The sequence below is a fragment of the Luteibacter sp. genome, from assembly GCF_051958795.1.
Lineage (GTDB): Bacteria > Pseudomonadota > Gammaproteobacteria > Xanthomonadales > Rhodanobacteraceae > Luteibacter.
Map to the genome: position 1 here is coordinate 1 of NZ_JBQCFT010000128.1, position 13,873 is coordinate 13,873.

13 protein-coding genes are annotated in these 13,873 nt (G+C 63.1%); 8 read left to right on the top strand and 5 right to left on the bottom strand.

Features of this window, described 5'->3' with window-relative positions; translation table 11 throughout:
• Nucleotides 1-217 precede the first annotated feature (217 nt).
• Together ACTHLF_RS07210 and ACTHLF_RS07215 are read right to left on the bottom strand one after the other, a co-directional pair.
• Nucleotides 218-880: a DUF4398 domain-containing protein gene (locus tag ACTHLF_RS07210; protein ID WP_440326123.1), complete on the bottom strand. Its 663-nt coding sequence runs from the start codon at nt 878-880 to the stop codon at nt 218-220.
• Nucleotides 880-1,455, bottom strand: coding sequence for a DUF4398 domain-containing protein (locus tag ACTHLF_RS07215; protein ID WP_440326125.1), 576 nt, complete (start codon nt 1,453-1,455; stop codon nt 880-882). The genes ACTHLF_RS07210 and ACTHLF_RS07215 overlap by 1 nt, the downstream gene beginning before the upstream one ends.
• A 93-nt stretch (nt 1,456-1,548) precedes the next feature.
• Between ACTHLF_RS07215 and ACTHLF_RS07220 the strand changes: the two genes are divergently transcribed.
• A complete protein-coding gene (locus tag ACTHLF_RS07220) occupies nt 1,549-2,658 on the top strand; it encodes a PilT/PilU family type 4a pilus ATPase (RefSeq protein WP_440326127.1) in 1,110 nt (369 codons plus the stop codon).
• A gap of 99 nt (nt 2,659-2,757) precedes the next feature.
• Here the strand turns inward: ACTHLF_RS07220 and maiA are convergent, their stop codons facing one another.
• Nucleotides 2,758-3,411, bottom strand: a complete 654-nt coding sequence (gene maiA / locus ACTHLF_RS07225) for a maleylacetoacetate isomerase (protein ID WP_440326129.1) — start codon at nt 3,409-3,411, stop codon at nt 2,758-2,760.
• An 83-nt stretch (nt 3,412-3,494) separates the two neighbouring features.
• Here maiA and ACTHLF_RS07230 point away from each other — a divergent pair, with 83 nt between their 5' ends.
• Nucleotides 3,495-4,676: a phosphoglycerate kinase gene (locus ACTHLF_RS07230; protein ID WP_440326131.1), complete on the top strand. Its 1,182-nt coding sequence runs from the start codon at nt 3,495-3,497 to the stop codon at nt 4,674-4,676.
• Nucleotides 4,676-5,308, top strand: a complete 633-nt coding sequence (locus tag ACTHLF_RS07235; protein ID WP_440326133.1) for an HAD hydrolase-like protein — start codon at nt 4,676-4,678, stop codon at nt 5,306-5,308. Before ACTHLF_RS07230 ends, ACTHLF_RS07235 begins: the two co-directional genes overlap by 1 nt.
• A 97-nt stretch (nt 5,309-5,405) precedes the next feature.
• Here the strand turns inward: ACTHLF_RS07235 and ACTHLF_RS07240 are convergent, their stop codons facing one another.
• A complete protein-coding gene (locus ACTHLF_RS07240; RefSeq protein ID WP_440326135.1) occupies nt 5,406-6,569 on the bottom strand; it encodes an acyltransferase family protein in 1,164 nt (387 codons plus the stop codon).
• Between the two features lie 381 nt (nt 6,570-6,950).
• Here ACTHLF_RS07240 and ACTHLF_RS07245 point away from each other — a divergent pair, with 381 nt between their 5' ends.
• The 4 genes from ACTHLF_RS07245 to ACTHLF_RS07260 all read left to right on the top strand — a co-directional run bounded on the left by ACTHLF_RS07245 (nt 6,951) and on the right by ACTHLF_RS07260 (nt 10,798).
• Nucleotides 6,951-8,156 carry a hypothetical protein gene (locus ACTHLF_RS07245; protein WP_440326137.1) on the top strand — a complete coding sequence of 402 codons (1,206 nt, stop codon included), beginning with the start codon at nt 6,951-6,953 and terminating at the stop codon, nt 8,154-8,156.
• A 398-nt stretch (nt 8,157-8,554) separates the two neighbouring features.
• The gene (locus ACTHLF_RS07250) at nt 8,555-9,187 is read left to right on the top strand and encodes an outer membrane protein (RefSeq protein WP_440326139.1); all 633 of its coding nucleotides are present in this window, start codon (nt 8,555-8,557) and stop codon (nt 9,185-9,187) included.
• Between the two features lie 265 nt (nt 9,188-9,452).
• Nucleotides 9,453-10,007 (top strand): hypothetical protein, encoded by a 555-nt coding sequence (locus ACTHLF_RS07255; RefSeq protein ID WP_440326141.1) that lies wholly within the window; start codon nt 9,453-9,455, stop codon nt 10,005-10,007.
• Nucleotides 10,008-10,303: 296 nt separating this feature from the next.
• Nucleotides 10,304-10,798 (top strand): hypothetical protein, encoded by a 495-nt coding sequence (locus ACTHLF_RS07260; RefSeq protein WP_440326142.1) that lies wholly within the window; start codon nt 10,304-10,306, stop codon nt 10,796-10,798.
• A gap of 55 nt (nt 10,799-10,853) precedes the next feature.
• Here ACTHLF_RS07260 and tkt read toward each other — a convergent pair whose 3' ends face one another.
• Nucleotides 10,854-12,866: a transketolase gene (gene tkt, locus ACTHLF_RS07265; protein WP_440326144.1), complete on the bottom strand. Its 2,013-nt coding sequence runs from the start codon at nt 12,864-12,866 to the stop codon at nt 10,854-10,856.
• Between the two features lie 225 nt (nt 12,867-13,091).
• Here tkt and ACTHLF_RS07270 point away from each other — a divergent pair, with 225 nt between their 5' ends.
• Nucleotides 13,092-13,820: a porin family protein gene (locus ACTHLF_RS07270; RefSeq protein WP_440326146.1), complete on the top strand. Its 729-nt coding sequence runs from the start codon at nt 13,092-13,094 to the stop codon at nt 13,818-13,820.
• The last annotated feature ends 53 nt before the right edge of the window (nt 13,821-13,873 follow it).

Below are 13,873 nucleotides of genomic sequence, written 5' to 3' on the forward strand. Positions count from 1 at the left end.
TCACGTGACGGGAGGTCCAAGCTACTCCCCTGCCAAGGGGGCTGCAAGAGAGAATTTTCGCAAAAGCACGCGCAAAAACGGTTGCATCAGCAACGGCTTACGCGGCAGGCGTTGGGGTGGGCGGGTGGGCGGCCGGTGGCCGCCATCGCGTGCAAGCACGCTCCCACACAGTCGGCATGGCCTGTGGGAGCGCGCTCGCGCGCGATGCCTTCGCGGCTTAATTGCCGCCCGAGGATTTCTTCTTCGACGAACCGGTCGCCGGGGTGTTGGCAGGCGCGCCGCCATCCGACGAGTTCATGTCGCGCATGGCACGGGCGGCGGCCTCGGCCAGTGCGGCCTGCTTCTTGGCGGCGTTGGCGACCTTGGCCTGGGCTGCGGCGACCTGGCGGGCCTTGTCGCCCTCGGCCTTGGCCTGCTCCAGGGCCTGCGAGTACTCCACGCCCTGCTGCTGCAGGCGGGCGGCCTCTTCCTGGATCATCTGGTTCTGCTGGCGCTGCTGCTCGAGCTGGCGGCGGGCCATCTCGGTGTCGAGGCGGCTGGCCTCGAGCAGGATGGCGTCGTGCTCGCGATCGAGCTGGGCACCCTTGGCCTGTGCGTCCTGGAACTGCGCCATCGCCTTGGCGATATCCACGCGCCGTTCGGCGACGTAGAGGTAATGGGCGTGCTCCTTGTCCTTCGGCTTGAACTGCGAGATCTGGCCGATGGCTTCGCGGGCGCGGGCCTGCTCGGCCTGGGCGTAGCCGCCGATGACCGGATCGGATGAGAGCTGGTCCAGGCTGGCATTGAGGCGGCGGACGTCTAGGTCGTCCGTGGCGGCCACGGCCGTGCCGGCCGAGACGGACAGCGCGAGGGCGGAGAGGAGGATCGTGTAGCGCTTCATCACTGGCCTCCCTGGTTGTTCGGCTGCGGCTGGTCGTTCTGCGGCTGGATGTACCCACCGCCATTGTCATTCAGGGGCTGGGTCTGGCCACCCACCGGCGGCGGCGCATTGTCCGTCGCTTCCGGCAGGACCGACTCCGTCTCCTGCACGTTGTTCGGGATGGGCACCGTGTCGTTCTGGTGGTTGTCGATCATCTCGACGCGCATCTGCGCGTTTTCCTTGCTCTTGGCCGAGTTCTGGGCACGGGCGGCGCCCAGCCGGGATTTCGCCCGGGCCAGCTCGCTATCCGCGCGAGACTCGTCGGCGAGCACCGAGGCATCGTCATATTTCTTCGACGCCATGGCGGCCTGAGCCTGGCGGAACTTGCTTTGGGCATAATCCAGGTCGACCGGCGCGTAATCGGCAGCGCCGGCATCGCGGGCAGCCTGTAGGGCGGTCAGGGCCTGGTTCATGGAACCATCCGGCGGAGGGGTGCTTGCGCAGCCCGCCAGGGTGGCGAAAGCCAGGGCCAGAGCGGCCTGGACAAGGAGCCGGCGGCCCTTGGGCAGGGCGTTCGACGGCAAGTTGTGGACCATCACTCGTTCCTCTTACAGCTTTGCGAGATATTGTCGATATAGAAGGTCGGGAGACCGTCGTCTCGATTGTAATGCGAACCAACGGGGGTTTAGGTGGATATCGGTTATTTCCTGAAACTGATGGTGGACAAGGGCGCGTCGGACATGTTCCTGACGACCGGTGCCCCGGTGAACATCAAGGTTGAGGGCAAGCTTTACCCGCTTGGTAACACCGGCCTGCCCAGCGGCATGGTCAAGAAGATCGCCTATTCCCTGATGGACGAAGGCCAGGTGCCCCAGTTCGAGCGCGACCTCGAGCTGAACATGGCCCTTGCGGTGAAGGAAGCCGGCCGCTTCCGCATCAACGTGTTCAAGCAGCGCGGCGAGATCGGCATGGTCATCCGTGCCATCAAGAGCGAGATCCCCTCGCTGGAAGAACTCCAGCTGCCGGGCATCTTCCGCGACCTGATCATGGAGCCGCGCGGCCTCATCCTGGTCGTCGGCGCCACCGGTTCGGGCAAGTCCACCACCCTGGCGGCCATGCTCGACCACCGCAATACCAACAGCTCGGGCCATATCCTCACCATCGAGGATCCGATCGAATACCTGCACCGCCACAAGCGCTCCATCGTGAACCAGCGCGAGGTGGGCCTCGACACCCACAGCTATCACGAGGCGCTGAAGAACGCGATGCGTGAAGCGCCCGATGTCATCATGATCGGCGAAATTCGCGACACGGAAACCATGGAAGCGGCGATTTCCTTCTCGGAGACCGGCCACCTCTGCCTGGCGACCCTGCACTCGAACAATGCCGACCAGACCCTTGAGCGCATCCTGAACTTCTTCCCGGAATCGGCGCACAAGAACGTGCTGATGAACCTGGCCCTGAACCTGCGCTCGGTGATCAGCCAGCGCCTGGTCATCGGCAAGGACGGGCGCCGCATGCCGGCGACGGAAGTCCTGCTCAACACCCCGCTGATCCGCGACATGATCCGCCGCGGCCAGATCCACGAGGTGAAGGACGCCATGGACCGCAGCCTGCAGGAAGGCATGCAGACCTTCGACCAGTCGCTGTACCGCCTTTACAAGGAAGGCCGGATCACGCTCGAGGAATGCCTCAACAAGGCGGATTCGCGTGACGGCCTGGCGCTTAAGATTCGCCTGTCCGAGGGCGCCACGGGTAACGAGTTCGCTTCGAGCGATCCGTACGGGATTGGCGTCTGACACGCACCGTAGGAGCCCACCCTGTGGGCGACGCCGTTCGTACAAACGCGACAGGCCCTGTGGCGCCGTCGCGAACGGCGTCGCTCACAGGGTGAGCTCCTACAAGCGTGGTGCGTCCGGCTGCACCTCAGGCGCCGCCTGCTGGAATGCCGGCAGCGCCTGGCAGTTATCCACCACCCGGCGGATCAACGGATACGGCCCCAGGTCCAGCTCCCAGCGGACCGCGTTGTAGAACTGCGGGACCAGGCAGACGTCGGCGATGGTCGGCGTATCGCCCCAGCAGAACGTCCCGCGCGGCCCTTGCGCCAGCAACGCCTCGATCCCGTCGAACCCGTGGCCGATCCAGCGTCGGCACCACGCCGCCTTCGCCGCCTGGTCCGCCCCGAAGCGCCCCTCGATTTCCTTCAGCACCCGCAGGTTGCCCAGCGGGTGGATATCCGTGCTCACCGCCAGCGCAAGCTCGCGGACGCGGGCACGGTGGCGAGGATCCTCCGGCAGCAGTGCCGGGGTCGGCCGGGTCTCTTCCAGGTATTCCAGGATCGCCATGGACTGGCGCACGACGAAATCCCCGTCGACCAGGGTAGGCAGCTGGCCCTGCGGCGAAACCTCGCGGTAGCCGGCCTTCAGGTGCTCCCCGCCCTCGTTGATCAGGCTGACAGGCCGCGACTCGTAGGCCAGGCCCTTGAGATTCAGGGCGATACGAATGCGATAGGCGGCGCTGGAGCGCCAATAGGTGTACAGGGCGAGGGCCATGGGCGATTCCTTCGTAGGTCCGCCGATTCTAGCGGGGACGTTACAATCAGGGTTTTCCTGACATCCCCAGCTGGAGTCCCACCGTGTCCGTCATCCGCATGCAAGACCTCGACCTGCGCGGCAAGCGCGTCCTGATCCGCGAAGACCTGAACGTGCCCGTGGAGAACGGCAGGATCACCTCCACCCAGCGCCTGGATGCCTCGCTGCCCACGATCGTCGCCGCCCGCGACGCCGGCGCGAAAGTCATGGTGATCTCGCACCTGGGCCGGCCGAAGGAAGGCGAGTTCGACGAGGCTTCCTCGCTGAAGCCGGTGGCCGAGTGGCTGGCCCACAAGCTGGGCAGCGATGTGCGCCTGGTCCGTGACTACCTCGATGGCGTCGACGTAGCCGACGGCGAAGTGGTCGTCCTCGAGAACTGCCGCATGAACGTCGGCGAGGGCAAGGACGACGAAGCCCTCTCGAAGAAGTACGCCGCCCTTTGCGATGTGTTTGTCATGGATGCCTTCGGCACCGCGCACCGCGCACAGGCTTCGACGCACGGCGTGATCCGCTTCGCTCCGGTTGCCGCTGCCGGCCCCCTGCTGGCGAAGGAACTGGATGCGCTGGGCAGGGCCCTCGAGAATCCTGACCGCCCGCTGCTCGCGATCGTCGCCGGCTCCAAGGTCTCGACCAAGCTGGAACTGCTGCAGAACCTGGTCGGCGGCGTCGACCAGCTCATCGTCGGCGGCGGCATCGCCAACACCTTCATCCTCGCGGCCGGCCACAAGGTGGGTAAGTCGCTGGTCGAAGCGGACCTGCTCGACACCGCGAAGAAAATCATGGCCGACGCAAAGGCACGCGGCGCCGATGTGCCGGTGCCGACCGACGTGGTCGTCGCCACCGAATTCTCGGCTTCGGCCAAGGCCACGGTGAAGGCGGTCGACCAGGTGGCTGATGACGAGATGATCCTCGATATCGGCCCGGATACGGCGAAGCGTTATGCCGAACTGATCGCGAAGGCCGGCACTGTCGTCTGGAACGGCCCGGTCGGCGTGTTCGAGTTCGATGCGTTTGGTAAGGGCACCGAGACCCTGGCCCGCGCCATCGCCGCGTCGAAGGCATTCTCGATCGCAGGCGGTGGCGACACCCTCGCCGCGGTCGACAAGTACGGCATCGAAGACGGCGTCTCCTATATCTCCACCGGCGGCGGCGCGTTCCTCGAGTTCCTGGAAGGCAAGGAACTGCCGGCCGTGGCGGCGCTCAAGGCCCGGGCGGACAAGCAGTAATGCTGCTTCTCTTTGACCTCGATGGCACGCTCATCGATTCCGAGGTCGGCATCCTCGCCGGCATCCGCCCTTCGATGGCGGCTGTCGGCGCCGAGCCGCCCGACCACGCCACGATGCGCTCGTGGATCGGCCCGCCGCTGCGTGTGAGTTTCGGCGGTGTGCTTGATGGCGACAGCGAGCGCGTCGAAGCGGCTGTGGCTGCCTACACCGAACGCTTCCATGAAGTGGGCTGGTCCGAGCACACCGTGTACGAAGGCATTCCGGAGCTTATCGAGGGCCTCGCCGCACGCGGCCACCAGCTTGCCGTCGTCACCAGCAAGACGCGCGCGCATGCCGAACGCATCCTCGCCAACCTGCCGTTCGCGACGGCGTTCGAGCGCCTGTACGCGCCCGGCCCGCTCAGTGCGCATAGCGAGAAGGCTGAAATGGTCGCCGCCGCGCTGGCCGACTTCGGCCACGTGGAATCGGAAACCTTCATGATTGGCGACCGCCGCTATGACATGGAAGGAGCCGTCGCCAATGATGTACGAGGTGTCGGCGTGCTCTGGGGTTTCGGTGACCGAAGCGAGCTCGAGGCGGCAGGCGCATGGAGGATCGTCGCGACCCCTAGGGACATCCTGGCTCTGGCATGATCTTGCCTCGACAGGACGTCCCCTGCCGACGCCGGACATGTGGCACAAGTGCATCGCAGCACGGCATGGAATATGGACAGCGGCTATCGCTAAACCGTCAGGGTGGTCCGGCTGGCGCAGGGTCTGCCGGCGCGGCACCGTGACGGCGATAGCCGGCCCCGAAAGAAAGGCGCATTAGCGCTTTCCTCATCCATTCGGAGGACGGACCTTCTACATACCGATACAGGACGTAGGCCACGAGAACAGCGGCTATAGGTCGAACCACAAGAAAATATGCCGTGGCGTCCTCCGGCGCGATTGCCAGTCTACCCGCCGTTTTCACTACCTCATCGAATACATACAGATGCACTAGGTACAGTGAGTAAGAGATGCCGCCCAGCCACACCGACCACGCCGGTACGCGTATCTCCCCGATCTTTGCAAGCATTGCGATAGCCGTGAAGATCACCGCGAGCGGTGCGCCCCAGCCGGCCGGTCCATGGAAATGCGACAGACCGAGGCTGGTCCACTTGACGAACATGATCGCGAGGACTGCCGACAGGACAGCGTAGATGATCGCCGGCCGCCTGATGACGAATCTCGACTTGTAAAGCCACGCCGCCAGCATCCCGAGAACAAAATCCCAAACGATGGGGCAAATGGCCAGATTCAGATATCGATATTGGCTCGGATCCGCGTTAATGAGGCTCAACGTGAAGCCGGCCCGCATCGCCGGCACGAGGATCAATGTCAACGCGAACCATGCTGCCATTGCTAAGTAACGAAATCGGCCGAACAGCATGGCTACCGCAAAAACGACGTAGAAATAGAACTCGAAGCAGAGTGTCCAGGCGACACTGACCGACATCAAGAAATATAGCGGCGAACTAACCGGATCATGGGGGAGAAATATCAAGCCTTCCAAAAATGGGACGAGAACGGCGGGGTCGTAGAATCCGTTGATCCCCTTGTGTTCAAGTGCAACTGCCGCAATAGAAACAATTGCATAGAGGGGCCAGATGCGCGCTATCCGTTTGACGAAAAACACCCACGCGTATGTGCGCGAGCCATCGAAGTTGGACGTCGTCAGTACCATGAGGAAGCCGCTGATCAAGAAAAACAGATCGACGCCCATGGCCATGGGAAACATCACAGTGTCTGCTACTGCTTTACCCGCATCGGTCCCCTGCAGAATGAATCGGCTGTGCACGAGCACTACCATCATGGCTGCAATGCCACGAAGAGCTTGAATCCAGTCCAACTTGCCCGATTGCTTCTTCATGCTATCCCGCATGGTCAAGACCCCGATAGCGCCGAAAAACCGCGGATTGTACAGGGATAGCGAGGTCACCTCTACGAAAATCCGGATGCGCCAACAAAATCATGACTTCAATCCAGGGTGTTTTAATTTTCAGGCAAAACCTTGTATTCCTACGATTTATCAACGATTTGGCTCGCGGAACGGTGTGGGTAATCGGTATCTCGTGCGATGTATCCGACACGACGGGAAAGGAGCGTTATCCACACGGAATGTGGATACGCCCTGCATAACCGTGTGGATAAGTCCGCCCTCGCCTTTCGTTTCCGGCACTTGGAACACGTCGGCTACGAATTCACCAGCCGTAGTATCCTGAGCGGCGTTGCACCTAGGGGCTGAAGCAGAATGGACGGCACTGCCGTAGAAAAGGACGCCCTCGCGGCGTCGGGACGTCGGCGCGCGCTTCCCCTCCCCGAAGTGCTAAAGCGCGTATGGTTGCCATTCCTGCTATCCCGGCTCATCGTTTTTATCCTCTTTGCAGTGACGCCTATCATTGCTGCGGTTCCGATCGCCCAATGGAACAGTGACGACGGTACGGCCGTCCGCCTTTCCCGTGCCGCCATGGCAGATGGCATTAGCCGCGTTGCCATCGGCAACGATTCGGGCTGGTACTTAGGCATCGCTCGCGACGGCTACGAGAAGCGGCCGTTCGATACATCACGACAAGCCAATTGGGCCTTCTTCCCATTGCACCCCATGCTCTGGCGAGCGGCTGCGGCGGTGACCGGCGAATGGACGTGGTCGGGCGTCATCATTGCCAATGGCCTGTTCCTGGGTGCGCTTTGCGCGCTGTGGCAACTGGCACTCGGGCTGACCGAACGTCGCGAGACAGCGGATGCGGCCGTGACGTTCGCGTCCGTGTGGCCGACCACGTACTTTACGTCGCTTCCGCACACCGAGGCGCTGTTCTTCCTGCTGGCGGGCCTTTCACTGCTCGCCGGCACGCGCCGCAAGTTCGGTACGGCCGGCATCTTCGGCGCCCTCGCCTCCGCGACGCGCTTCAACGGCCTGTTCCTCATTCCTGCGCTCGGTTTGGCCTGGCTGCGTAGCGACCGCCGCCGACGGGACCTCGCGTGGATTGGCGTCGGTACCGCGGGTGCCTTGCTCTACGCAGGTTATCTCGGGTCGATCACCGGCAATCCGCTCGCATTCAAAGATATCCAGGTGACGTGGGGGCGGCATGTGGCAGCGCCATGGACCGCGCTTGCGGACTACATCGGACACCCGGCGAAGCTGGCAATCTCCTGGAATCCCCGTGCGCTCAATTTTCTGGTAGCGATCGCGGGCGTTGCCAGCGTTGTTACCTGCTGGCGCAAAGGCTGGCGTGATCTCGCCATGTTCACCGGGCTGACCTTGCTGGCGCCGCTGTGCACGGGAACGCTGACTTCGTTGACGCGGTACGCCGGCGTCGCACCAGGCGTTTTCCTGGCACTCGCCGTGTGGTCGGAGGACAAGCCGCGCGTTGCTCAGGTGCTGACGATGCTGTCGTCCGTGGCGCTCGCGGTCATGGTCATCCTGTTTGCCCTTGGAATGAACATGGCGGGCGCCTGATCGGTTATCCACACCTGATGTGGATACCGCTTGCATAACCGTGTGGATAACCTGATTCGCATCAGCGCCAGCAGGCACTTAGCTCACCGTGGTCATTCCTTGGCCAGTACATGCTAGTCCGTGACGGCGGGCGCCTACACGAAGAGCGGCGACTTGCTGACATGCGCCGACGGAATGACACCCTGCAGATTTCGGAACACCCGCAGTAGCCTTTTGAGTACCTTACGGATTGCCCAGGCTGCTCGCTGAGAACGGATCGAAGACGCGGGGGTGAGGGATACCGAGCGCTGCGGCGCCGATGATGTTCAACGCGGCCAGGCTGTAGGACTTCCCTGACAGATTTCGCGCCTGGCAATCCCTATGATTGCCCGACTGTTTAAACAGGAAGGGGACTTCGCATGACCAGATATCTTCTCGCGGCCGCTTTTGTCGTTTCGGCCGTGCTTGCTCCCCTCGCCCATGCCGATGGGCAAGGCGCCTTCATCCAGGGTGGGGCCGGCCGCGCAACGCAGAGCCACAGCGGCACCGCATGGGGAGTGGATGGCGGGTATCGTTGGACCGTCGCCAACGGCGTGTATCTTGGCGCCGAAATGGGTTATCACGATCTGGCCAGCAGCAAGTTTCGCTATGGCGACTCGGAGTCGTTCAGTGACATGAGCGGTACCCACCAATTCGCGAGCCAGGGCACGGGCCGTGTCGGCACGCAAGCCGCCCTCTTGGGTGCGAACTTGCGCTGGGACATTTCAGACCAGTTGTACGCGGTAGTTCACGGCGGCCTCGCCCGCTATCGCACTCGCACACGTACCGACGGCACAAGCACGATTGATACCCAGTCGCCCTCGACATTCCATAATGCTTATAACGTCTTTGATACGCGCTGGTACGCGGGCGTCGGCTTCGGCTTCGATTTCACCCCACAGATCAGCTTGCAGTTCACCTACGACCACTATCCGCAGCACTACAGCGCCTATGGTTATCGCTACTCGAATAATCTCGATGTCTATGGTACTGCGGTCGAGTTCCGCTTCTGAGAACGAGGGAGCGTATCCACAGCGAATGTGGCTACGCTCTGCAAAAAGCTGTGAATGAACCGAAAGGCCCCTTCCGCGACCATATCTTAGGTTGCGATGGGCACGGACTGCCCAGGCACTCGCTGAGTCCGCGCGTCGGGTAAGCCCTACACCGGGGTCAGCACATCGCTGACGCCTTTCGGTGGTAGGGCGCCCTGCAATCGGCGACGTCCCGTCGATAGGCTTTCGAGCGCACCAATACGGTGCCTCAGACGAAGGTTACGCCATGAGCGCACACCAAAGGATGGCGTGCACGCTGCTCGCCGCAGGGATGCTATTCGCCACCGCCCGCACGGATGCCGCCGTGCTCGGACCCGGTCAGTCGATGGCCCCCGGGCAACGGCTGTACTCATCAAGCCAGCTCTATTTCGCCACGCTCGACCCGACGGGCGACTTCGCCGTCTACCGCACCAGCGACGGCGCACGCGCCTGGTCGGCCGGCACCGGCGGGTCAGGTGCCGTCACCGCCAGCATGCTTCGCGACGGCAGGCTCGTCCTGACCAACGCAGAGGGACGCACCGTGTGGGCTACGCCAACACGCGGCAAACACCGGGTCTTCGGCGTGACCGCTTACGGCTCAGCCGTTGTCCTCAACGCGCGCAGGTGGAAGCCGTACAACAAGAAGGCCGAGCCCATCGTGGAGCAGATGCTCGTCCGCCGCGCAAAACTCGACTGGCAAACGCCAGCCCTAGACAGCCCCGCGAAGACGCGGCAACGCGCCGCCGCGCAGGCCGTCCGCGACGCAACCGGGACGAAACACCCGCCACGCAACGGAAAGTAACCATCTGAGGCCGGTTATCCACACGCCGTGTGGATACCGGTTGCATAACCGTGTGGACAAGTCCGATCCGAGCTTACGTACCAGGCACTTAGTTCACGCTGGTCACTCCGTAAGCAACGAACCGCCGCGCCGTGAGCCGTTATCCACAACGCATGTGGATACGCGCTGCATAACGCTGTGGATAAGACGAATCTCACAAGCAATGACAAGCCCTTAGCTTGCAACGGTTACGAATTGAGCAGGCGACGAATTGGCACGAGACGCAGGCGGTCACCATCCAGTAGGAGTTTCCTCAAATGATCAAAGGCCAGAGACTTGCGCGGTCGCTGCTTACCGTCAGCGGACTGCTTTTCTGCCATATCGCAAGCAGTGCCGTCCTCGGACCCGGCTACTCACTGGCGAGGGGCCAGCGCCTCTATTCAACGGACGGGCGCTTCTTCGCTCACGTCGACGACGACGGCGACTTCGCCGTGGTTCGAACCGCTGATGGGGCGCGTGCCTGGTCTACCGGTACAGCAGGGTCCGGCGCGACCACTGCAAGCATGCAACGCGACGGAGCGCTAGTACTCCTGACATCGGATGGACGGGCGGCCTGGAGAAGCCCGACCGGCGGTCGCCACCGCGTGTTCGGCGTAACCAGTTGGGGCACAGCCGTTGTTATCGACGCCCGCAAATGGAAGCCGCGCCGAAAGCGCGGTGAGCCGATCGTCGAACAGATGCTCCGCAGACGCGCCTTCATTGAATGGCAGTCAACGGCATTCAACCAGCCACCGAAGTACCGGCAACGCTGACAAAAAAAGCCCCGGCATGAGCCGGGGCTTTTCTGTACGCCCTTACAGCGTATGTTTACTTCGAAACAGCCTTAACCGCATCAATCACCGCATGCGCGGTAATGCCGAAGTGCTCGTAGAGCACCTTGATCGGGGCGGAAGCGCCGAAGGTCGTCATGCCGACGACCTTGCCGTCCAGGCCGACGTACTTGAACCAGAAGTCCACGGCGGCGGCTTCGACGGCCACGCGGGCGCGGCACCACGACGGCAGCACGCCTTCGCGGTATTCCGGCGACTGCGCGTCGAACTCTTCCGTGCAGGGCATGGAGACCACGCGGGTCGGGGTGCCCTGGTCGCCGAGGGCCTTGGCGGCTTCGACCGCGATGCCGACTTCCGAGCCCGTGGCGATGATGATCGCCTTGAACTTCTCGCTCGGCTCGAACAGGACGTAGCCGCCCTTCTCGATGTTGGCGACCTGCTCTTCCGTACGCGGGTTATGTTCGAGGTTCTGGCGCGAGAAGATCAGGCACGACGGGTTGCCGGCGCGTTCGATGGCCTTCTTCCACGACACGGCGGATTCCACGGCATCGGCCGGGCGCCACACGCGGTTATTCGGGATGAGGCGCAGCGAACCCAGGTGCTCGACCGGCTGGTGGGTCGGGCCGTCTTCACCCAGGCCGATCGAATCGTGCGTGTACACGTGGATCGCGTGGGCCGGGATCAGGCAGGACATGCGCACTGCGTTGCGGGCGTAATCCGAGAACACAAGGAACGTGGCGTCGTACGGGATGAAACCACCGTGCAGCGCGATACCGTTCGAGATGGCCGACATGCCGAACTCACGCACGCCGTAGTGGATGTAATTGCCTTCCGCACCACCGGTCGAAATGTTCTTCGAACCCTTCCAGATGGTGAGGTTCGACGGGGCAAGGTCGGCCGAACCGCCGATGAGTTCCGGCAGCAGCGGGCCGAACGCGTCCAGCGACATCTGCGATGCCTTGCGCGAGGCAACGACCGGGCCATCGGCCTGGAGCTTGTTGATGAAGGCGGCGGCGCCGTCCTTCCAATCCTTCGGCAGTTCGCCCGAGAGGCGACGCTTCAGTTCGGCGGCGAGCTCCGGGTGGGCCTTGGCGTAGGCATCGAACTTCTCGTTCCAGGCGTTCTCCGACTTGGTGCCGGCGTCCTTCGCATTCCACGAGCTGTAGATCTCTTCGGGAATCACGAAGGCCGGGTAGTTCCAGCCGAGGCGCTCACGGGTAAGAGCCACTTCCTTCTCGCCCAGGGCCGCGCCGTGGGACTCTTCCTTGCCTTCCTTGTTCGGCGAACCGAAGCCGATCACGGTCTTGCAGATGACCAGGCTCGGCTTTTCGCTCTGCGACGTCGCCGAAGCAAGTGCCGCCTTGATGGCTTCCGGATCATGGCCGTCGACCGGCTTGCCGTCCTTGCCCACCACCACGTTCCAGCCGTAGGCGCGGAAGCGCTCGGCGGTGTCGTCGGTGAACCAGTCATGCACTTCACCGTCGATCGAAATACCGTTGTCGTCGTACACAGCGACGAGCTTGCCGAGCTTCAGCGTGCCGGCGAGCGAGGACACTTCGTGCGAGATGCCTTCCATGAGGCAGCCATCGCCAACGAACACGTAGGTGTGGTGGTCGACGATGTCGTGGCCCGGACGGTTGAAGCGCTCGGCGAGCACCTTCTCCGCGATGGCGAAGCCGACGGCGTTGGCGAGGCCCTGGCCCAGCGGGCCGGTGGTGGTCTCGACGCCCGGCGTGTGGCCGAACTCCGGGTGGCCCGCGGTGTGGTGGTTGAGCTGGCGGAAGTTCTTGAGGTCTTCGATCGGCAGGTTGTAGCCGGTCAGGTGCAGCAGCGCGTACTGCAGCATGGAGCCGTGACCGTTGGAGAGGATGAAACGATCGCGGTTCGGCCAATGCGGGTTAGCCGGGTTGTGGTGGAGGAAATCACCCCACAGCACCTCAGCGATATCGGCCATGCCCATCGGCATGCCCGGGTGGCCCGAATTCGCAGCTTGCACACCATCCATGGCCAGGGCGCGGATCGCATTGGCGCGTTCGCGGCGTGTCGTCATCGGCGTTCTCCAGATCAGAAGGCGGGGGGAAACGTCCATTGTCGCCGATCACGTATCACGTTGTCGTGGACATTCATGCCGCGCCCGGGAAGTTAACCCGGCCTTAATCTTTTGACCTCGATTTTTGAATTTCTTCAGGTTCGGGCGGTTCTAATGAATCACGGTCATCGACTTCCCCCTTCCCCAACGGTCGGTGGCCCGCCCCGAAAAAAGAGGAAAATTCCCATGAAAAAGGCAGTTCTTGCCCTTGCGGTCTCTTGCGTCTCGTTTTCGGCCATTCCGGCCTTTGCACAGGACAACACCGCGGTTTCCGGTAACTACCAGCCCAGCCAGTCGGTCGGTAGCGGCAACTGGTTCATTGGCGCCAACGTCGGCCGTACCAACGGCAGCGACACCGGCGGCTTCGGCAGCGATACCAGCGGTTTCAACTTCCTGCACGGCGAAAAGGGCCGTCGCACCGGCTATGGCCTGCTTGGCGGCTACCGCTGGAAGGTCGGCCCCGACCTCGGCATGGGCCTTGAAGCCGGCTATACCGACCTCGGTAACTACCGGGTCAAGAACGTTTTCGAATCCGGCCAGGACGTGGACCAGAAGAGCGAGCGCGACGCGCTGCGCGGCTGGATGGTCGGCGCCAACATGAAGCTCAACCTCGTGCCGCAGTGGTACATCACCATGCACGGCGGTTACTTCCGCTCGAACGACAACAGCCACAACTACAACAACTCGGTGGGCCAGGACCTCGGCTTCACCAATGGCGGCCGCCCGAACCGCGGCAGCTGGTACGCCGGCATCGGCACCGGCTGGGACGTCAACGAGCACTTCGGCGTCGGCGTGAGCTACGACTACTTCCACGCCAACGCGGGCAAGCTGGTCGACAACACCACCGGTGCCACGCAGCCGGATCTGAAGCGCTCCACGGGCCTGCTGTCGCTGGCCGGCGAGTACCGCTTCTAAGCGTTTAAACCAGACCACTGTGGGAGCGCGCTTGCGCGCGATGCGGTCCGACG

Coding starts and splice junctions, on each gene's coding strand:
- ACTHLF_RS07235 (WP_440326133.1), top strand. CDS start 4,676: ATGCTGCTTCTCTTTGACCTCGATGGCACGCTCATCGATTCCGAGGTC.
- maiA (WP_440326129.1), bottom strand. CDS start 3,411: ATGGCCCTCGCCCTGTACACCTATTGGCGCTCCAGCGCCGCCTATCGC.
- ACTHLF_RS07240 (WP_440326135.1), bottom strand. CDS start 6,569: ATGAAGAAGCAATCGGGCAAGTTGGACTGGATTCAAGCTCTTCGTGGC.
- ACTHLF_RS07255 (WP_440326141.1), top strand. CDS start 9,453: ATGAGCGCACACCAAAGGATGGCGTGCACGCTGCTCGCCGCAGGGATG.
- ACTHLF_RS07210 (WP_440326123.1), bottom strand. CDS start 880: ATGAAGCGCTACACGATCCTCCTCTCCGCCCTCGCGCTGTCCGTCTCG.
- ACTHLF_RS07215 (WP_440326125.1), bottom strand. CDS start 1,455: ATGGTCCACAACTTGCCGTCGAACGCCCTGCCCAAGGGCCGCCGGCTC.
- ACTHLF_RS07270 (WP_440326146.1), top strand. CDS start 13,092: ATGAAAAAGGCAGTTCTTGCCCTTGCGGTCTCTTGCGTCTCGTTTTCG.
- tkt (WP_440326144.1), bottom strand. CDS start 12,866: ATGACGACACGCCGCGAACGCGCCAATGCGATCCGCGCCCTGGCCATG.
- ACTHLF_RS07245 (WP_440326137.1), top strand. CDS start 6,951: ATGGACGGCACTGCCGTAGAAAAGGACGCCCTCGCGGCGTCGGGACGT.
- ACTHLF_RS07250 (WP_440326139.1), top strand. CDS start 8,555: ATGACCAGATATCTTCTCGCGGCCGCTTTTGTCGTTTCGGCCGTGCTT.
- ACTHLF_RS07260 (WP_440326142.1), top strand. CDS start 10,304: ATGATCAAAGGCCAGAGACTTGCGCGGTCGCTGCTTACCGTCAGCGGA.